This window comes from Paenibacillus dokdonensis (assembly GCF_004916975.1).
Lineage (GTDB): Bacteria > Bacillota > Bacilli > Paenibacillales > Paenibacillaceae > Paenibacillus_AQ > Paenibacillus_AQ dokdonensis.
Map to the genome: position 1 here is coordinate 245,028 of NZ_STGQ01000002.1, position 19,518 is coordinate 264,545.

Annotated in this window: 16 protein-coding genes; 6 read left to right on the plus strand and 10 right to left on the minus strand. The window is 49.3% G+C overall.

The window, feature by feature from the left end:
- Positions 1-130: 130 nt before the first annotated feature.
- The 4 genes from E6W40_RS19205 to cidR form a co-directional block, all read right to left on the minus strand.
- Positions 131-2,011 (minus strand): ABC transporter ATP-binding protein, encoded by a 1,881-nt coding sequence (locus E6W40_RS19205; protein WP_136607244.1) that lies wholly within the window; start codon positions 2,009-2,011, stop codon positions 131-133.
- On the minus strand, positions 2,008-3,744 hold the full coding sequence (locus E6W40_RS19210) for an ABC transporter ATP-binding protein (protein WP_136607245.1): 1,737 nt from the start codon (positions 3,742-3,744) through the stop codon (positions 2,008-2,010). The genes E6W40_RS19205 and E6W40_RS19210 overlap by 4 nt, the downstream gene beginning before the upstream one ends.
- A complete protein-coding gene (locus E6W40_RS19215; RefSeq protein ID WP_136607246.1) occupies positions 3,738-4,226 on the minus strand; it encodes a MarR family winged helix-turn-helix transcriptional regulator in 489 nt (162 codons plus the stop codon). Before E6W40_RS19215 ends, E6W40_RS19210 begins: the two co-directional genes overlap by 7 nt.
- Positions 4,227-4,413: 187 nt before the next feature.
- On the minus strand, positions 4,414-5,313 hold the full coding sequence (gene cidR / locus E6W40_RS19220) for a cidABC operon transcriptional activator CidR (RefSeq protein WP_136607247.1): 900 nt from the start codon (positions 5,311-5,313) through the stop codon (positions 4,414-4,416).
- Positions 5,314-5,445: 132 nt separating this feature from the next.
- Between cidR and E6W40_RS19225 the strand changes: the two genes are divergently transcribed.
- Together E6W40_RS19225 and E6W40_RS19230 are read left to right on the plus strand one after the other, a co-directional pair.
- Entirely contained in the window at positions 5,446-5,820 is a 375-nt protein-coding gene (locus tag E6W40_RS19225) for a CidA/LrgA family holin-like protein (RefSeq protein ID WP_136607248.1), read from the plus strand.
- A complete protein-coding gene (locus E6W40_RS19230; RefSeq protein ID WP_136607249.1) occupies positions 5,817-6,497 on the plus strand; it encodes a CidB/LrgB family autolysis modulator in 681 nt (226 codons plus the stop codon). The genes E6W40_RS19225 and E6W40_RS19230 overlap by 4 nt, the downstream gene beginning before the upstream one ends.
- Before the next feature lie 16 nt (positions 6,498-6,513).
- Here E6W40_RS19230 and E6W40_RS19235 read toward each other — a convergent pair whose 3' ends face one another.
- Complete coding sequence (locus E6W40_RS19235) at positions 6,514-7,494, minus strand: Gfo/Idh/MocA family protein (RefSeq protein ID WP_136607250.1); 981 nt, start codon at positions 7,492-7,494, stop codon at positions 6,514-6,516.
- A 103-nt stretch (positions 7,495-7,597) separates the two neighbouring features.
- Positions 7,598-9,892: an ATP-dependent DNA helicase gene (locus tag E6W40_RS19240; RefSeq protein WP_246073107.1), complete on the minus strand. Its 2,295-nt coding sequence runs from the start codon at positions 9,890-9,892 to the stop codon at positions 7,598-7,600.
- A 290-nt stretch (positions 9,893-10,182) separates the two neighbouring features.
- Between E6W40_RS19240 and gdhA the strand changes: the two genes are divergently transcribed.
- Entirely contained in the window at positions 10,183-11,562 is a 1,380-nt protein-coding gene (gdhA, locus tag E6W40_RS19245; RefSeq protein WP_136607251.1) for an NADP-specific glutamate dehydrogenase, read from the plus strand.
- Positions 11,563-11,813: 251 nt separating this feature from the next.
- Positions 11,814-13,664: an LTA synthase family protein gene (locus E6W40_RS19250; protein ID WP_136607252.1), complete on the plus strand. Its 1,851-nt coding sequence runs from the start codon at positions 11,814-11,816 to the stop codon at positions 13,662-13,664.
- Positions 13,665-13,766: 102 nt separating this feature from the next.
- Here E6W40_RS19250 and E6W40_RS19255 read toward each other — a convergent pair whose 3' ends face one another.
- The 4 genes from E6W40_RS19255 to E6W40_RS30385 form a co-directional block, all read right to left on the minus strand.
- Positions 13,767-14,540, minus strand: coding sequence for a response regulator transcription factor (locus tag E6W40_RS19255; protein WP_136607253.1), 774 nt, complete (start codon positions 14,538-14,540; stop codon positions 13,767-13,769).
- A gap of 133 nt (positions 14,541-14,673) precedes the next feature.
- Positions 14,674-15,495: an ABC transporter permease subunit gene (locus tag E6W40_RS19260; protein WP_136607254.1), complete on the minus strand. Its 822-nt coding sequence runs from the start codon at positions 15,493-15,495 to the stop codon at positions 14,674-14,676.
- A gap of 3 nt (positions 15,496-15,498) precedes the next feature.
- Entirely contained in the window at positions 15,499-16,527 is a 1,029-nt protein-coding gene (locus E6W40_RS30380) for a carbohydrate ABC transporter permease (RefSeq protein WP_342774714.1), read from the minus strand.
- A gap of 9 nt (positions 16,528-16,536) precedes the next feature.
- Positions 16,537-16,989: a hypothetical protein gene (locus E6W40_RS30385; protein ID WP_342774715.1), complete on the minus strand. Its 453-nt coding sequence runs from the start codon at positions 16,987-16,989 to the stop codon at positions 16,537-16,539.
- A 338-nt stretch (positions 16,990-17,327) separates the two neighbouring features.
- Here E6W40_RS30385 and E6W40_RS19275 point away from each other — a divergent pair, with 338 nt between their 5' ends.
- Together E6W40_RS19275 and E6W40_RS19280 are read left to right on the plus strand one after the other, a co-directional pair.
- Positions 17,328-18,302, plus strand: coding sequence for a glycoside hydrolase family 113 (locus E6W40_RS19275; protein WP_136607255.1), 975 nt, complete (start codon positions 17,328-17,330; stop codon positions 18,300-18,302).
- Entirely contained in the window at positions 18,302-19,504 is a 1,203-nt protein-coding gene (locus E6W40_RS19280; protein ID WP_136607256.1) for an AGE family epimerase/isomerase, read from the plus strand. Before E6W40_RS19275 ends, E6W40_RS19280 begins: the two co-directional genes overlap by 1 nt.
- Positions 19,505-19,518: the final 14 nt, after the last annotated feature.

Below are 19,518 nucleotides of genomic sequence, written 5' to 3' on the forward strand. Positions count from 1 at the left end.
CATTTTAATCTAAATTCTGCCATTCGTAAACCATAAAGCGCACAAAAAAAGGACATCTCTGTATCAGAGACGTCCTTGTTTCTGTAACCATGTTTCTATGCAGGCTTCTGCAGGAAGAGCCAGGATAAGTTCACCCGACCTCCCGCGCACCGCCGCCCGTAAACTGACTGTTGTACAGATCGGCATAAAACCCGTTCTTCGCCAACAGCTCTTCATGAGTGCCTTTTTCGATCACGCTGCCGTTGTTCATGACCAGAATCAGATCGGCGTCGCGGATTGTGGACAGGCGATGAGCAATGACAAAACTGGTTCTGCCCTTCATCAGATCGTTCATGGCCCTCTGGATGTAAACCTCCGTCCGGGTATCGACGCTGCTTGTCGCTTCATCGAGGATCAGAATGGAAGGATCGGCCAAAATGGCGCGGGCGATGGTCAGGAGCTGCTTTTGCCCCTGCGAAATATTCGAGGCTTCTTCATTTAATACCGTCTCATAGCCGTCCGGCAAGGTACGGATAAAGTGATCGGCATGTGCCGCTTTGGCTGCTTGAACAACCTCTTCCTCCGTCACACCACTACGGCCGTACGCGATATTTTCCTTAATCGTGCCGTTAAAGAGCCAGGTATCCTGAAGCACCATGCCGAAAATGCTGCGCAAGTTGCTGCGCTTCATGTCCGTAATGTTGACTCCGTCAACCGTGATGGCTCCATCACTCAGCTCATAGAACCGCATGAGCAGGTTAATGAGCGTTGTTTTACCGGCACCGGTCGGTCCGACAATCGCAATGGTCTGGCCAGGCAATACATTGATGTTCATATCTTCAATCAGCGGTTCATCTTCTTTATATCCGAACTTCACATGCTCGAATTTCACTGCGCCCTTAGGTTCTTCCAGAACAACCGCTTCAGCAGCTTCCGGAACTTCTTCTTTCTCATCCAGCAGCTCGAATACACGTTCAGCAGAAGCAATCGTAGACTGAATAATATTGGCAATGTTAGCCGTCTGCATAATGGGCTGGGTAAACTGTCTGGCATACTGAATGAATGCCTGCACATCCCCGATCGTAATCGTCTTGTGCGTTACGAAAACACCGCCGACCACACACACCAGCACATAACCGATGTTACCGATAAAGGACATCATCGGCATGATCATACCGGAAATAAACTGGGCTCTCCAGCCTGAATTATACAGCTTGTCGTTAACTTCGTTGAAAGCAGCCATAGACTCATCCTCGCGGCCAAAGGCCTTGACGATTTTATGTCCGGTGTACATTTCCTCCACATGTCCGTTCAGCTGTCCGAGAGAGCGCTGCTGACCCACAAAATGCTTCTGCGAGCGCGATGCAATCATCCGGATCACGATAAAGCTGAGCGGCAATGTCACGATCAGAATCAGTGTCAACCACGGGCTGATCGTCAGCATCATCACGATGACACCTACGAGTGTGACAATGGACGTGATGAGCTGTGTCAAGCTTTGCTGGAGTGTCGTACTGATATTATCTACGTCATTTGTCGCCCGGCTGAGAATCTCGCCATGGGTTTTTGAATCAAAATACTTCAGCGGCAGCCGCGACAGCTTGCGGTTGATCTGCTCGCGCATATCGTAAACGACCCGCTGTGCCACCCCCGCCATTAAATACTGCTGAATATAACTGAAGGCTGCGCTGAACAGGTACAGGCCGATCAAGATTAACAGAATTTGTGTAATATAATTGAAGTCGATTGATGCACCCGGTACGCCCTTCATTTTGGCTATCATGCCTTCAAACAGCTTGGTTGTGGCTTTACCCAGAATTTTCGGGCTCACAATACTGAACACGGTACTGAGGATGGCCATCAGAAAAATAACAGCGAGCGTGACCCGGCGCGGCCGCAAATAGCCAAGGAGTCTTTTCAATGAACCTTTGAAATCCTTCGCCTTCTCGGCAGGCATCATTTGTCCGGGATGACCGCCAGGATGGCGTGGACCTGCTGGACGACCTCCGGGATGCTTTCTTTCTTCACTCATGCGATCTCCTCCTCTGACAGCTGCGAGGATACAATTTCACGGTATACATCACAGGTTTCCATCAGCTCGCGATGCTTACCGATGCCGGCGATCCGGCCTTCATCAAGCACGATGATCCGGTCGGCATCCATAACGGTGCTTGCCCGCTGCGCTACAAGCAATACGGTGGCATCTGCGGTCACTTCCTTGAGAGCGGCACGCAGCTTCGCATCCGTCTTGAAGTCAAGCGCCGAGAAGCTGTCATCAAAAACGTAGATTTCAGGTCTTCTCACGAGCGCACGCGCAATGGACAGACGCTGCTTCTGACCGCCGGACACGTTATTACCGCCCTGCGAAATCTCCGAATCAAAGCCATCCTTCATTTTGGTAATAAACTCCGTAGCCTGTGCGATGTCCGCTGCCTGACGAAGCTCCTCATCGGTCGCCTCGGTCTTACCGTAGCGCAGATTGTCGGCGATCGTTCCCGTGAACAGAACAGCTTTTTGCGGTACAAAGCCGATTTTGGCGCGCAGCTCCTCCTGAGTCATATCCGTCACATTCTGACCATTCACCTTCACGCTGCCGCTGTCCACATCATAGAAACGCGGAATTAGACTGAGCAGTGTCGATTTGCCGGAACCGGTGCCTCCAATGATCGCTGTCGTTTCTCCTGGAGCGGCGCTGAATGAAATATGATGAATAGCCGGCTGCTCAGCGCCCGGGTAACTGAATGTCACATCCTGAAATTCCAGGTAACCCCGCTGCTGGGATACGGAAGCCGACTCTCCGGTACGGACCGGATCAATGATTTGCGGCTTCATATCCAGCACTTCGTTAATACGCGTTGCCGAGGCAGATGCGCGGGGTACCATAACGAAGATCATAGAAACCATAATCAGCGAGAACATGATTTGCATCGCATACTGGATGAATGCCATCAAATCCCCGACCTGCATATGTCCGTTGCTGATGCGCATCCCGCCGAAATAAACGATGGCAATGGTCGAAAAGTTCATGACCAGCATCATGATCGGCATCATCGCCGCCATGATTTTATTCACCTTCACCGCCGTTTGCGTCAGATCAAAGTTCGCTTCGTTAAAGCGCTTCTGTTCATGCTCAATGCGGTTAAAGGAGCGGATCACGCGCATCCCCGTCAGGTTTTCACGCAGAACGCGGTTCAGTTTATCAAGTCTGACCTGCATCGCCTTGAACAGCGGTATACCCTTGCCGGCAATAATGGCAATGGCTCCTGCCAGCACGGGAACAACAACGACAATAACCAGGGACAGCTTCGCGTCTTTGGATACGGCCATAATGATCCCGCCAATGCACATCATCGGCGCGCTGATCATCATCCGCAGAATCATGGTCAGCACCTGCTGTATCTGGGTGATATCATTTGTCGTACGGGTAATCAGCGAAGCAGTGCCCAGCTTGTCGAATTCCTGCAGCGAGAAATTTTGGACATGATGGAAAACCCGACTGCGCAGGTTTTTGCCGAAACCTCCCGCAACCTTCGCAGACAAGTAGCTGGCACCGATCGAGCAAATGGCTCCAACTAAGGCCACGGCCAGCATAAAGCCGCCTATTTTCCAAATATAAGGAATGTCGCCGTTAATGATGCCTTTGTCTACGATGTCAGACATCAATGTAGGTAGGTATAAATCCGACATGGACTGGAAAAACACGAGCAGAAATACAAATAAAATCGGCAGTCGGTAAGGTTTTAAATTCCGGAACAGTTTCAGCATGTTTCTATCGTTCCTCCTCCAGAAGGATCTGCTTTGGCTTCATAATAGGTGTACGCCTTTGTGAGCAAATCAGCCAGCTGATTACCCTCATCATGGCCCAAATAATCAATCAGTCCCGAAAAGGATTCCATTGTAGAATCAATCGCCTTTTGTACGACTGCCTCCCCCTCCTCCGTAAGGCTGATTCGGACTGCTCTGCGGTCCAGCTCATCCATGGTGCGCTCGACCCAGTTCTTCTTCTCCATCGTCTTGATCAGCTGTGTTACTGTTGGCGATGTGACTCGCAATTTATGACTGATTTCCGAAACCATCAGCCCGATTGTACCTGGTTTCACACTCTTTTTTATACTGAACAAGAGCCCGAGCTCACTCATCTTAATTCCTTCAATTTTCCGCTGGCGGAACTCTGCCTTGTTAAAACGCATGGTGGCTTGCATAAGCTTCAGCGCCGTATTGTTTTCGACCGATGAATTATCACTCATTTCAAGGTAACATCTCCCTTCGTTCGATTGATTCGAGGCCATCTTTATCCACTCCTGACAATAGCTAAGAAACTAAATTACCTATCCTATTTATTAGCACACCTAATTATATCTCTTCATAAAAATCTATGTCAATTCATTCATATGGGCTGCTCATCCTTCAAAGATCAAAATGGGATTGCCTGTGTTAATCCCCCGACTTTTCCACCATTAAAATACTCTTCGCAAATGAAATCCACTCCCTCGCCGCAAAGGACAGGTAACGATCCTTACGCCAAATCATCCCGAGCTGCCAGGGAATCGACGGATTAATGAGGGGTAAAATGCGAATCCGCTCCTGATCCACCTCGCGGCAGATGGTCTCCGGCAGCAGCGCGATACCCAAATTGGCCGCTACCATGCCGCTGATCAGATCCCACTGGGAGCTCTCATACACGATGCGCGGCTGAAAGCCGACCCGGACACATTCAGAAATAATACGGTCATGCAGTGCAAAATCCTCCCGGAACAGTACAAAGCTCTCGTCCGCTAACTCAACGAGTGGTACAGCCCCTCGACCGGACAACCGATGCGAAGGATGAACGAGCAGCATCAGATTTTCCCTGGCAAAAGAGAAATAATGAAAGAGATCATCTTCAGTCGGCAGCACGGCCACCCCAACATCCAGCAGTCCGCTCTCCACATCCTTTTCAACCTTTCTAGCTCCATCTTCAAACACCTGCATCGTCACCTGAGGATACCTTTTGTGAAACTGGCCGATCACTTCAGGGAAAAAGCTGGAGCCGACCATGGGCGGCAATCCAAGGCGGATATGCCCCTTTTGCAGGTTTTTCAAATCTCCTAGCTCAGCGGACAAGCTTTGAAAGGATTTGACGATCGGCTGCGCCTGCTCGTATATAATTCTGCCCGCGTCTGTCAGCTCAATTCTTTTATTCGAGCGGTCAAACAGCGTCACGCCAAGCTCGTCTTCAATATTTCGGATCGTCTTGCTGATTGTTGGCTGTGTAATATACAGCGATTCAGCGGCCTTCGTGAAGCTCTGAAGACGGGCCACTTCCATAAAATATTGCAGATGCCGGATATCCATCCCATCAACTCCCCTTTCACTGGCTGCTGCGTCACATATAGAAATATGGAATGATAATCATTCTTTTTATTCATTTTACCCATGAAAATAACTGATGTAAAATTTTCATATAAATGAAAGGAGAGAATCCCTTTGAACAATATTGTAAAAGGTACGGTGCAGGTAGCGGCACTGATGGGTTTTTCGCTGCTGATGAACAAGCTGGCCGAACTTTTGCATTTGCCGATACCCGGCAGCATTCTCGGGATTATCGTGGTATTTATCTTACTGGAGACCGGCATTCTCCGCCTGGAATGGATCGAACTCGGAGCGAATTGGCTGCTTGCAGAGCTGCTGCTCTTCTTCATCCCGGCGGCTGTCGGTGTCATGAAATATATCCCCATGCTGGAAAGTGACGGTGTACGCATCTTGATCGTGGTCATTTTCAGCACATTTATCGTTATGGCCAGTTCCGGCCTGCTCGCATCCCGGATTGCCAAACAAAAGGAACGGAGGACTTCCCAATGATCGGCCTGATCTGTCTGCTGGTTACACTCGGCATTTACGCCGTATGCAAACGCGTATATGCCAAGCGGCCCAAGGTTTACCTGTCGCCGCTCCTGATTACCCCCATCATCGTTATCTTTATTTTGATCTGGGCCGAGATTCCTTATGAATCTTATAATTCAGGCGGCAAATGGCTGAGCAGTCTGCTCCAGCCGGCTACGATCGCTTTTGCCATCCCTTTGTATAAAAACTTCAAGGTACTCAAAAAGCACGCCGTCGAAATTATCGTCAGCGTGCTCACCGGTTCATGTATTGCGATGATCTCATCTGCATTTCTGGCCAAATGGCTGCACTTGAGCTCTTCGCTCGTGACCAGCCTGATTCCGCGCTCCATCACCACCCCGATCGCCATGAATGTATCGCAGGTCATCGGAGGTGTGCCCAACATAACGGCTGTCTTTGTCATTATTACGGGACTGCTGGGCTCCATGATCGGACCGATGGTGCTCCGCATTTTCAAAATCGACAACGATATCGCGCGCGGCATTCTGTTCGGTACCAGTTCGCACGGCACAGGTACCTCAAAGGCATTTGAGCTCAGCTCATTGTCCGGGACCATTTCCAGTATCTCGATGATCCTGGCCGCCCTGTTCACACTTGGAGCTGCGCCGCTCATGATGTCTGTGCTGATGCGCTAAAGGCTTTTCCCTTCTATTAATAACTGATGCGGACCGGCTTGCCGGAAGCTGCCGACTCCAGTGCGGCGCAGGTTACAGCCTGCGTCCTGCAGGCATCCGCATAATTGGACCGAATACGGGAGCTATCACCTGTGCGCAGCGCATGGATGAAGGCTTCCGTTTCTTTTACATAGGGATTCGACTGCTCCAGATATTCCGTCTGCTCGCCTGGCCGTACTGCACGAAGCCGCTGCGGGCTCCAGTCCAATACGCCTTGATCCGTATAGAAGGTCAGCCCGGTCTGGCTGAGGCCTGCTCCTTCCGGCAGAACGCAGGTATTGGAGATGTTGGCTGCCAGGCCATTAGCCAGCTTAAGCGTGACGGTGCCCACATCCGCAACCTCCACGCCATCCACCTGCTCATGCTTGATGCGATTTCCGTAAAGCGCATACACTTCTTCCACCTCGCCGGCCAAATAACGCAGCAAGTCCACCAAATGGGTTGTTTGCTCGATAAACTGCCCGCCTGATCCATTTTGCCGCCTCCACCAGGATACACCCGGCATGCTGTCCATCCAGCGCCCGAGCATCATGCCTGTTTTCTGCTGTTTCAGCAGCTCCTTCAGCTTGTCCATGTTGGATTGATAACGGAAATGATAACCAACCGAGGTAAGCAGCTTCGCTTCAGCAATCTGACCCATTAAGGCATGTGGAAGTTCCGTATCCAGCCCCAGCGGTTTTTCCACCAAAAATGGAATACCGCGGCGTATTAGCTCTTCCTCTATGGCTCCATGCGACATCGGCGGCACACAGATATAAACCGCATCCAGTCGTTCTGCATCCAGCATTTCATGCAAATCGCCATAGCTGGCTGCCCCATAGGCGCGAGCCTTTTGTTCCGCCTTTTCCCTGCTTGTTCCAAGAAAAGCCTGCACCTTCACGCCTTCGGTTCCCGCAAGAATGTCGGCATGTACCTGGCTGAACCAGCCCGTTCCGATGATTCCGATCTGAAGCGTCATGAATACCCCACCTTTTACGCATATTTACACTCCACTATACATGACACCCGGAGCGCAGGCTATCTCTCTTTTCAACCGTTCTAAGGAGCAGCTTAGATGCCTTTCAGCCCTTCCATTCCTCCGGTAGCAGCTCCCGGTAATGCGGCTGCATGAAGCGGTCATCGATCAACAGCAGCACCCCTTCATCCTGCTCCGAGCGGATCAGCCTGCCTCCCGCCTGAAGCACCTTGTTCATCCCGGGCAGCACATATGCGTAATCGTACCCGTTTTTACCCTCGCCGTTAAAATAATCCCGAATCAGATTCCGCTCCAGCCCCAGCTGGGGAAGTCCAACGCCGACAACAGCGACACCGATCAGGCGGTCTCCCTGTAAATCGATGCCTTCCGAGAAAATGCCGCCAAGTACAGCGAAGCCCACTAACGTCTCGCGGTTATCTGCCTGAAAAGCATCCAAAAATCTCTCGCGTTCTTCCTCAGCCATGCCGGAGCCCTGCACAATCGTCTGTACCCCGGAATACCTCGCTGCAAAATCCTCATACACGCTTTGCAAGTACTGATACGAGGGAAAAAAGACCATATAATTTCCGGTCCGCTCCGCAATGAGCTCATACAGCAGATCGGCGAGCTGCTCCCGCGTCCGTTCCCGGTCGCGGTATCTGGTGGAAAGAGGATGAATCCGGACATCCAGCTGTTCACGATGGAACGGAGAGGCAACAGAGATGCTGTAATCCTCCGAATCTGCGCCCAGCATGTCCCTGTAATAGGACAGAGGCGACAGCGTCGCAGAGAAAAACACCGCCGAACGGAATCCCTTATCCGCCTGCGAGAGTAAGTAGGACGGATCAAGACAGAACATCCGAAGGGTGACATCGCTGCGCTGGACCTCTGCGTAGGTAATATAGCGGCTGTCATACAGCTTCGCCGTACGGATGAAGTTCTGGGCGGCAAAATACGTATCCAGCAGCAGCTCCCGGTTCTCGCCTCCGGCGGCCAGCACCCGCTCAGCTTCGCCCGCGAAAAGATCCAGCAGGCTTACAAGCTCATCCGGCGCTTCCTTGGACAGCTGCTGACGGGTGTCGCCGCAGGCTTTTTTGAGCTCAATAAAGTACTTGTTCACGGCATCCGCCGCCTTGGAAATGGACGGGTTCACGGACTTATAATCCCGTTTCAGCTGCAGGAAGTCAGCCTTGCCGATGGCTGCAGAGAACATCTCCCGGCCCCTGTCCACCAGATTATGCGCCTCATCTACTAACAGCACCGTTCGCTTCTTCTGCTCCTCGATCAGCCGTTTAAGCGATACGCGCGGATCAAATATATAGTTATAATCGCAGATGACCGCATCTACGGCATACGCCGTATCCAGTGAAAACTCAAAAGGGCATACCCTGTGCTTGCGGGCGTACTGCTCCAGTACCTGCCGCGTCATCATCGTTTCATGGGAGAGAATATCAAGAACCGCCCCGTTAATCCGGTCATAGTATCCATCGGCATAAGGGCAGGCCTCTTTGCTGCAGTGGGTCTCCTCCTGGAAGCATACTTTATCCTTCGCCGTAATCGTAAGCGCCTGCAGATGCAGCCCTCTGCCCTCCATCAGCGCCAGTGCCTGCTCTGCAGCAGTACGGGTAATCGTCTTGGCCGTCAGATAGAAAATCTGCTGAAGATGGCCTTCACCGATAGCCTTTACCGCAGGAAACAGGGTGGAGATCGTCTTACCGATCCCTGTAGGTGCCTTGGCAAACAGTTTTTTCTTCTCCTTGATGGCGCCATATACAGCCCCAGCCAGTTTCCGCTGGCCTTCCCGGTACGTTTCGAAGGGAAAGGGAAGCGTTCGAATGCTTTCATCTCTGATTCGCGCATTTTCCAGCCGAAGCGCGGCATATGGAGCGTATTGTCCCACTACACTTTTTACGAAATCCTCAAGCTCCGCTAACGAAAATTCTCGATTGAAGCGTTTTTCTTCACCTGTTCCTGTATCTACGTAAGTCAGTTGTACACCGATCCGGTCAAGTTCCTGTTCCTTAGCCACGATATAGGCATAGACCTGCGCCTGCGCCCAATGTACGGTTCGTCCGCCCTCCAGCATATCCAGTCCGGCCGAAGTCGATTTAATTTCATCGATCATCCAGCCCTCTTCCGTTTGAATGAGTCCATCGCATCTTCCTTCAATCCGGAAAATAACACCATCGAAGGGGATTTCTGCTTTGAGATAAACCTCTTTTTGATCCCCTTCCTGATATGTCCGCTGCACCTGCTGGTGAATCCTCGTACCCTCATGCATGGCGCCGGCAGTCCGGAATCCGGAATCTATGCTTCCGCTTCTGAATACATATTCCACGAGCGGCCTTACTGAAATATGGACGATATTCGCTTCCAGGTCTTTGCCGGACAATAAGATCACCCGTTCCCCTTTTATTTTTTATCATCATACCATAACCTTAAAAGAGAGCCCACTTCCACCCATACGGTTAGGGTAAATATTCCATAAAATTGTCTGAAATGTTTCAGAAAATAAAAAAAAATTTAAATTCAATGCCTATTTAAAGTATTAAAGGGTTGAAGAATTCCAGACTTCTCGTGTATAATTCTTGTTTAAATACAGATTCATGCTTACAGAATGCGTGAGCCTTTAGAAAACTAAATGCTTCAGCATTCTGTAATCTTGAATCTAGGGAATAAGGAGAGAAGCCAATGACATTTTTGCATGTAGAGTTGCCCGCTGAAAAGAAAGCCAAGAACTATGTCAATGAAGTCTTCGAAACGGTATGTAAACGGAACCCGAATGAAAGTGAATTTCATCAGGCCGTAAAGGAAATCCTCGACTCGCTGGTCCCCGTGCTTGCCAAGGAACCGAAGTACTTGGAAAACGGCATCGTGGAAAGACTGGTTGAGCCTGAAAGAATGATTACCTTCCGGGTACCTTGGGTAGACGATCAAGGAATCGTGCGTGTCAACCGCGGCTTCCGCGTTCAATTCAACAGTGCTATTGGCCCATACAAGGGCGGTCTTCGCTTTCATCCCTCTGTAAATTCCAGCATCATTAAATTTCTCGGTTTCGAACAGATTTTGAAAAACTCCCTGACAGGCCAGCCGATCGGCGGCGGCAAAGGCGGCTCCGACTTTGATCCAAAAGGAAAATCGGACGCCGAAGTTATGCGCTTTACGCAAAGCTTCATGACTGAACTATACAGATATATCGGACCAGACACGGACGTTCCGGCCGGCGACATCGGTGTAGGCGCCCGTGAGATCGGATTCATGTTCGGACAATACAAACGCATCCGCAGCGGCAACGAGGCCGGCGTTTTGACCGGTAAAGGCATTGGATACGGCGGCAGCCTTGCACGTCCTGAAGCCACCGGATACGGTACAGTTTACTTCGTGAACGAAATGCTGAAGGATAAAGGCGACAGCCTTTCCGGCAAAACGGTCGTTATATCCGGCTCCGGTAACGTGGCGATTTATGCGATCGAAAAGGCCAACCAATTCGGCGCCAAAGTTGTCGCATGCAGCGACTCCGCCGGATATGTATATGATCCGGAGGGCATCGACTTCGAAACCGTGAAGCGGCTTAAAGAAGTGGAGAGAAAGCGGATCAGCGATTATGTGATTGAGCATCCAAGCGCACAGTACTTTGAGGGCTGCTCGAATATCTGGACGATTCCTTGTGACATCGCACTTCCTTGTGCAACGCAAAACGAAATCGATGCAGAAGCTGCTAAGCTGCTCGTTTCCAATGGCGTTGTAGCTGTAGCAGAAGGTGCCAACATGCCTTCGACACTGGCAGCCATCGACGTATTCCTGGAAAATGGCGTGCTCTTCGGACCAGCCAAAGCAGCCAATGCAGGCGGCGTAGCTGTATCCGCGCTGGAAATGTCCCAAAACAGCATTCGTACCTCCTGGACTTTCGAAGAGGTTGACGAGAAGCTGCACCAAATCATGATTAACATCTACAATAACAGCGCCAAAGCAGCCGAACAGTACGGCTATCCAGGTAACCTGGTGGTCGGTGCTAACATTGCCGGCTTCGTTAAAGTGGCTGACGCAATGATCGCTCAAGGCGTGATCTAATTTGTTCTTCTTATAAATTAAACGAAAAAGCATTCGGATAACCGGAATGAGTGATACATCAACTCTCTCCCGGCAGCCGGATGCTTTTTTTTGCCTGTTACCTAAACCGCTTTTAGAAAGTTTTCCTCATTTGATACCCACATAGGTATCTACCAAGCTTTGACTTCTTCACTCTAGCGGGGCATAATGTTTTTATTAATGTAAAAGCTAATACGCTAAGTTGTTTATCCACAACGGAGGGAAGTTGTGTCGTGTCACGTGAATCTATTATTCATTTTTTCAAAAAGCCATTCATTCTTTTTACGATCATTTTGCTGCTAAAAGGATATTTAGCATGGGCCGTAACCTTCGGCGACTGGCTGCCATGGAAGGTATTGATTACAGAGCTACCGTTTATCTGGCTGTTGTTCTGCTTGATTGAATGGTTCTCGTCCAAACGGAAATTAATGAACTACACCATCGTGAATTTAATTCTCACCGCGGTCTTTTTTGCGGTCATTATGTATTTCAAATACTACGGCGTTATCGTCACCTACCATGCCCTGGCTCAGGTCAATCAGGTGACAGAGGTGAAGAGCAGCGTATTTTCGCTGATGGATCCTTACTACCTGCTTGTATTTGCTGACATCATCGTGCTGTTCGTACTGCTGCTCAAAAGCCGCAAGGTTAAAGCTTGGAGACTCGGCATCAAACGCAAACCCAGCAAGAGCACCGTGTCCGTCGTATTCATTCTTTGTCTGATGATCTGTTTGTTCAACATCCTGCCGAATCGTGCCAGCATGAACGAAATCAAAAAAGCTCAGCAGATGGGAATTTTGAATTACGAAGCGTATACAATTCTTTCGCTTAAGAAGGAAGAGCTCGTTCCGCTGAAGAACATCAATCAGGCATCCATCGACAAGCTGAAGGGAATCACAGCACCAAAGAATCCCCAGTATTATGGCAATGCAAAGGGAAAGAACCTGATCATCATCCAGCTCGAATCCTTTCAGAACTTCCTGATTAACCTGAAAATTGACGGCAAGGAAATTACGCCGAATATGAACAAGCTCGCCAACGAGAACCTGTACTTTTCAAATTTTAACCAACAGGTAGGCCAAGGAAATACATCGGATGCCGAGTTTGTGGTCAATACGTCCTTTTATGTCCCGCCTGATGGCGCGGCAACTCAGAAGTTCGTCGACAAGAAGCTGCCGAGTCTGCCCCGGCTGATGGAACAGAACGGCTACAACACCGCAACTTTGCATACCAATGACGTGCAGTTCTGGAACCGCGAGGAGCTATACTCGTCTCTTGGCTTCCAGCATTACTATGATCAGTCTTTCTTCGGCAAGGATGACATGGTGTTCTTCGGGCCTTCTGATGAGGTGCTGTACGCGAAGTCTACCGATAAGCTGCAGGAAATGGATCAGGAAGATAAGCCTTTTTATGCCCAGATCATTTCCATGTCGGCGCATCATCCATTCACCATACCGGAAAGTAAATACAAGATGGATCTTCCTGAACGGTATCAAGGTACTTTTGTCGGAGATTACATCCGCGCCCAAAACTATGCCGATTACGCGCTAGGCCAGATGATTGATGATCTCAAGCAAAAGGGACTCTGGGACGACAGTCTGATCGTCCTGTACGGCGATCACATGGGGCTCCCGATTTATTCGCTGGATCATGATGACAAGGAGCTTATGAAGGAAATCTACGGGCATGAATACTCGTATACCGACATGCTCAACATCCCGCTCATCATTGCCGGCAGCGGCGCTCAGCACGAGCAGATCCGTGATGAGATTGGCGGCCAGTCAGACATTATGCCGACCGTTGCCAATCTTCTGGGTATTTCCATGAAGGATCATATCCATTTCGGTCAAGACCTGCTCAACCAGACCTATAACCTGATTCCTGAGCGGTATTACCTCCCGACCGGCTCCTTCCTGAACGATAACGCCATGTTCATGTCGGGCAGCGGCTATGAGGACGGATCACAGTTTCCGCTGAGCGGTAAAGATTCCGTCGGTAAAGGTACGACCGAGGATGAATACAATCGCGCCCTGAAGCTGCTGAACCTGTCCGACAGCTATGTGAACCAGCAGCCGAAGAAATAAAACGGTAGCTGTTACATGGGAGGCTGAGTGTATCCCCTCCCAAACCTAAAGAAGTCTCGCCCGAGCCGGGTGAGACTTCTTTTTTTTGCACATATCCTGTTTTCATTTGGCATTCCGTTTCTTGTAATCCTTCGGGGTCATTTGCACCATCCGCTTGAACAGCTTGTTGAAATACACAGGATCGCTGTAACCGACAAGCTGCGAGATCTGGTAGTTTTTCAAATCAGGATGATCAATCAGGAACTGCTTGGCCTTTTCAATCCGTACCTCAATCAAATAATCCGTGATCGTATGACCTGTTTTGGTCTTGAACAGGCGGCTAATGTAGCTCGGACTCATGCCGGTCGTCTCAACGAGACGCTCCAGTTCAAAATTTTTATCATATTCTTTATCCAGGAAACCTTTGATCTGATCCACAACATAATGCTCGCCGGCCTCATGATCAGACAGATCTCCGGAACCCTCTACTGCTTCTGCAGCCCGGGTATCGTTACCGCCTACATTCTTATTCTTCAAGTTCTTAAGCAGCTCATAGAGCTGCATTTTATCGATCGGCTTCAACAGATAATCCATCACGCCGAAACGGAGCGCTTGGCGCGCATACTCAAACTCGCTGAAACCGCTTAGCACAATGATCGCAAGCCGATCCATTTTGTCTCTAACATGCTCAATAAGACGGAGTCCGTCCATCATTGGCATTTTAATATCCGTGATGAGACAGTCCACCTCACCCGGATCGGTTTTAGACAGTTGATTCAGCGCATCCATCCCGTTGCCATATGATCCTATGACTTTTACGTCGAGATCCATTCTGGATATGATCTTCTCCAATCCAAGCCGGATCACTTCTTCATCGTCCACAATCATGATATTCATGGATTATCACGCCCTTTCGCTGTTATGCCCTTACGCGCATGAGAGTAGCATACACTGGATGCTGCGTGTAAGTCCTGAAGGCATAGGCCTAACGGGTCAAGGGAATCTGAGGGCTACTTCACAGCGCCGCTCGTCACCCCGCAAATATATACCGCTGCAGGAACAGATATAAGATTGCCGTCGGGATCATGATAATCATAATCGCTGAGGATACCATTTGCCAATCACCGCTGTTCACGCCAAAGAAACGCATCAGCGAGGTGGAAACAACCACATGCTCTTGCCTTGGGAGGTACAGATACGGTGTGAACATATCATTGTAAATGGCGATCGTTTTCAGAATAACGATTGTCGCCGTGGCTGGTGCCAGCAGCGGAAATATAATCGAGCGGTAGATCCGGAAGAGGGAGGCTCCTTCAAGCATCGCGCTCTCGTCGAGTTCATTCGGAATGTTGCGGATAAATTGAAGATAAATATAGATCTGCATGATATCAGCTCCGATATAGAGCAGCACGGGTCCCAAAAGATTATTCGTCAGACCGATCCCCTGGATGGTTTTGAAGTTCACAACCTGCGTGGTAATCTGCGGAATAATGGTCGCAAACAGAAATAACCCCACAATCAAGCCTTTACCGCGAAAATCGAACCGCCCCACCGCATAACAGAACGCAGAGCCCAGGAATATGTTCAAAATAAGCGTCAGCGCAATAATGATGAGAGTATTGCCAAAAGCAAGACCCATATCCGCTTGTTTGAATGCATTCATAAAGTTGCTGAAGTTCAGGAAGTTGTCCGGCAGGGACAATGTCGGATTGTTCAGGAATTCCTCCTTGGTTTTAAAGGAGTTGACCACAATGATGTACGGAGGAAACAGGATAACCAAAACCGCTAAGAGCAAAGAGATGTACTTCAGCGTCTGGATTGCAGCATGGGCGCCGTTCTTTTGAGTAACCATAGCCTAACCCCTCCCCTTGTTCAAGAAATAACGCTGGACACCTAACACGATAACGACAAGAACCAACAAGACAACACTCATGGCCGAAGCCAGCCCATAGTTGTTAAATTGAAATGCCGTCTCGAGAATTTTCATGACAAAGGTCTCGCTCGCGCCCGCAGGTCCGCCATGGGTCAGAACGAAAGGAATATCGAATACTTCAAGCGCCCCGGTTACGGTCAGGAACAAATTGAGCTCGATGATCTGATATATATTCGGAAGCGTAATCCGGATAAAAGACTGCCAGCCGTTCGCACCGTCAATCGACGCCGCTTCATAAATGTCTTTTGGAATCGACTGCAATGCAGCCAGGTAAACCACCATGTTGAAGCCCATGAAGCGCCATAGCCCTATCGATGCAAGCGTATAGTTCACAAAGGATTCGCTGCCGAGCCAGCTGGTCTCTGACGGGAGGCCAAACACCCCAAGAACCCTATTCAAAGAGCCTTGAGTCGTATCAAATACATATCCGAAAAGATAGGCTACGGCTACCCCATTCAGAATGTATGGCAAAAACAGCAGAAGCCTGAAAAACAATTTGCCCCTGAGCTTGCTGTTCAGCAGGACGGCAAAGTAGATCGCCAGAATGTTCTGGATGATCCCCACTACAAAATAGGCGAGGTTATGCTTGAATACGCCGAAAATCTCCGGATTAGAAAAGACCTCTCTATAGTTCTCCCATCCGATCCATTGCTTGTCAGGACTCAATCCATCCCAGTTAGTGAAGCTTAGGCGGATGAGCTCAACCGCCGGATAATAGGCAAAAGTAAGTAAAAGCAGAGGGGCACGACCGTAAACAGGATCATGATAATGGTCTTCTGCTTGCGAAACGAAAGATGGCTGAGCATGTACGATGCCTGCACTCTTCAGCTTTTCGCAAATCGCCAGAAACTCGTCGTAAGTTTTAGGCATCTCTGTAATGCCCGCTTTCTCAAAAGCCTTCTTGTTATATACAATCCCTACCGTAGAAGCCCCGGAGGATATGCCGTACATCTTGCCGTCCTAAACCTTCGCATCCTTAAAGTAGAGATCGCCCGAGAACTGAATGTCATCCATCGGTTCAAAATATTTCGGAAGATCCGCGTTGGGGATCGTAGGGATAAACACGACATCCGGATACTCGCCGGAAGAAATGCGGATTTTCACGTTTTTGTCGTAGTCCGTGATCGCTTCGAACTGCAGATCCACATTCGGATACTTTTCTTCAAAACGCTTTTTGTAATCATCGTACTGTTTGCCGATCATATCGGTACGGTTTGTCAGAAAGACAAGCTTTCCGCTTGGCCCATCATCCTTACCGGCATCCGTTTTCCCTGCATCCTTCGTCTCAGCCGTTTGGCCAGTGCTGCCGGTGTCCGTACCCGAACCTGAACTGCTATTATCTTTTCCGCCGCACGCCGCTAAGGTTGTTATCATCAAACAAACTATTAATGATAACGATAGTATCTTATTCATCTTTTTCCCCTCTTCTCATAATTGGTAGCGTTTACAAATTTGATTATAGATCAAGTAAATCAGTTAAAAAATGGTCTGTATTTTTATTTAAAGTCTTCAATTGTCATTTATAACAAAACACTAACTTTATTTTATAAAGCGTTTTCTATACTCAAATACCGATTTTTTTTGGTATTAATTAGTTGATATCTTGATGTAAAAAACAAGGAATACACCGCTTTATATGTAATTTAAATTAAAGGGTTGCTATATTTATGAATCCATATTATAAAAAAGGTATCCAGTTATGATAACAAATTGATGTTTTATAATAACAAACAAAGAAAGAGGTGCATGCTATGCAAGCAAAGAAGCTTCCCGGATATGTCGCCGGAATGACTTGGGGCTGGACTGGAATTCGCGGAACCTGGAACACGCCAGAGGCAGTACATTCCATGAAGGAGATGAAGAACTCGCTAGGTGTAAACTGGACGGCTATTGCGCTGGGCGCTCTCCAGGATACGGCTCAATCTACGGAAATTCATTTCGAGGAAGAACCCACCGTTACGGATGCGGAAGTGAGATGGGCCATTCATGAAGCCAAATCACTGGGTCTGCATGTCTGTCTTAAACCGGTGGTGAACTGTGCGGATGGCACATGGCGAGCGCATATTAACTTTTTTGATATGGACGTTCCGTGTGAGCCCAAATGGTCCGATTGGTTTGCTTCCTATACCCGGTTTATGCTTCACTATGCTGTCATCGCGGAGGAAACCGGCTGCGAAATGCTGTGCATCGGTTGTGAAATGGTACAGACGGACCGCAGGGAGCAGGAGTGGCGCCAGCTCATTCAGGAGGTACGCAAGGTCTATTCCGGTCTAATCACGTATAACTGCGATAAATATCAGGAAAATCAGATCAAATGGTGGGATGCCGTAGATATCATCTCTTCGAGCGGCTACTACCCTGTCGGAACATGGGAAGAACAGCTGAGCCGAATCGAACCTGTCGTGCAAAAGCACGGCAAACCCTTCTTCCTCATGGAGGCAGGCTGTCCAAGCCGGACGGGTTCCAGCCAAATCCCGAACAATTGGGGGCTTCCAGGCACACCCAGCGAAGATGAACAGGTCGAGTACTATAACCAGATGTTCCAAAGCTGCGGTCGGCAGGACTGGGTATCCGGTTTTATGCTGTGGGACTGGCCTGCTGTTCTCTATAAACCGGAGACCGCAGCAGTGAATGACGATTATTGCCCTTATGCCAAAAAGGCAGCGCAAGTGATTCGCGGGTATTACGATGCAAAAACACAGCTTCTGGAAGGGGGTCAAGCATAATGAACTTTCCAGAGGAGCAAATCGATACGTGGAAATCTGAATTGAAGCAAGAGCTTCAGGAGCATATCCTTGGCTTTTGGATGAAGCATACCCCGGATGAGATGCATGGCGGATTTCTGGGGGAGATCACCCCGGATTTAAAGGTGATCCAGGATGCTGATAAGAGCCTGGTGCTGAACACCCGGATTCTGTGGACATTCGCAGCCGCTTACCGGCTGTACGGAGATGAGGCTTACCGCCAAATGGCGGATCGCGCCTATCAATACATTCTCCGCCATTTCGTTGATCAGGAATTCGGCGGCCTCTACTGGATGCTTCATGCAGACGGCTCGGTATCGAATGACAAGAAGCAGGTATACGGTCAGGCCTTCGCCATCTATGCTTTATCTGAATATTACCGTGCGGTACAGCAGGAGGAAGCTCTTGATCTGGCCGTTCATCTCTTCCGTATTCTGGAGGAGCACAGCTATGATCCGGTGCATAAAGGGTATGTCGAAGCCTTGTCCCGCGATTGGAAGCAGACCGCTGATTTTAGCCTGAGTGATAAGGATTTGAACGAAAAGAAATCGATGAACACCCACCTGCATGTGCTCGAGGCTTATACGAATCTATACCGCGTATGGCCGGACGGGAAACTCCATCATCAGCTTGCCGAACTGATCGGGGTGACTCTGGATCATATTGTGCATCCGGATCAGACTCACTTCCTTCTGTTCTTTGAAGAGGCATGGCAGGCGAAATCGAATCATATATCCTATGGACATGACATTGAAGGCAGCTGGCTGATGGTCGAGGCTGCGGAAGTGATTGGTGAAGCTGAATTGCTGAACCGCGTAAAGCTAACGGCTGTGGCCATGGCAGATCATGCGCTATCAGAAGGCGTTGATCCGGATGGAGGCATGGTGAACGAGGCCGATTCCAGCGGATATATCGACACCCGCAAGGACTGGTGGCCGCAAGCAGAAGCAATGGTTGGTTTTTATAATGCTTATCAGTTAACAGGCGTCAGTAAATTTTATGATGCCTCCCTCTGCTCCTGGCAGTTCATTAAGCGGAGCATCATTGACCCCGAACATGGGGAATGGTTCTGGAACGCTGACCGTGAAGGCCGGCCAAACCGGGAGCAGCCAAAGGTCAGTGCCTGGAAATGCCCTTATCATAATGGCCGGGCCTGTATGGAAATGATTGAACGTCTTGGTTGAAGAATATCCTAATC

Bases quoted from the DNA above. Each gene is read 5' to 3' on its own strand.
- E6W40_RS19205 (WP_136607244.1), bottom strand. From the start codon at position 2,011: ATGAGTGAAGAAAGAAAGCATCCCGGAGGTCGTCCAGCAGGTCCACGC.
- E6W40_RS19210 (WP_136607245.1), bottom strand. From the start codon at position 3,744: ATGCTGAAACTGTTCCGGAATTTAAAACCTTACCGACTGCCGATTTTA.
- E6W40_RS19215 (WP_136607246.1), bottom strand. From the start codon at position 4,226: ATGAGTGATAATTCATCGGTCGAAAACAATACGGCGCTGAAGCTTATG.
- cidR (WP_136607247.1), bottom strand. From the start codon at position 5,313: ATGGATATCCGGCATCTGCAATATTTTATGGAAGTGGCCCGTCTTCAG.
- E6W40_RS19230 (WP_136607249.1), top strand. From the start codon at position 5,817: ATGATCGGCCTGATCTGTCTGCTGGTTACACTCGGCATTTACGCCGTA.
- E6W40_RS19235 (WP_136607250.1), bottom strand. From the start codon at position 7,494: ATGACGCTTCAGATCGGAATCATCGGAACGGGCTGGTTCAGCCAGGTA.
- gdhA (WP_136607251.1), top strand. From the start codon at position 10,183: ATGACATTTTTGCATGTAGAGTTGCCCGCTGAAAAGAAAGCCAAGAAC.
- E6W40_RS19255 (WP_136607253.1), bottom strand. From the start codon at position 14,540: ATGAATATCATGATTGTGGACGATGAAGAAGTGATCCGGCTTGGATTG.
- E6W40_RS19260 (WP_136607254.1), bottom strand. From the start codon at position 15,495: ATGGTTACTCAAAAGAACGGCGCCCATGCTGCAATCCAGACGCTGAAG.
- E6W40_RS30380 (WP_342774714.1), bottom strand. From the start codon at position 16,527: ATGTACGGCATATCCTCCGGGGCTTCTACGGTAGGGATTGTATATAAC.
- E6W40_RS30385 (WP_342774715.1), bottom strand. From the start codon at position 16,989: ATGAATAAGATACTATCGTTATCATTAATAGTTTGTTTGATGATAACA.
- E6W40_RS19275 (WP_136607255.1), top strand. From the start codon at position 17,328: ATGCAAGCAAAGAAGCTTCCCGGATATGTCGCCGGAATGACTTGGGGC.
- E6W40_RS19280 (WP_136607256.1), top strand. From the start codon at position 18,302: ATGAACTTTCCAGAGGAGCAAATCGATACGTGGAAATCTGAATTGAAG.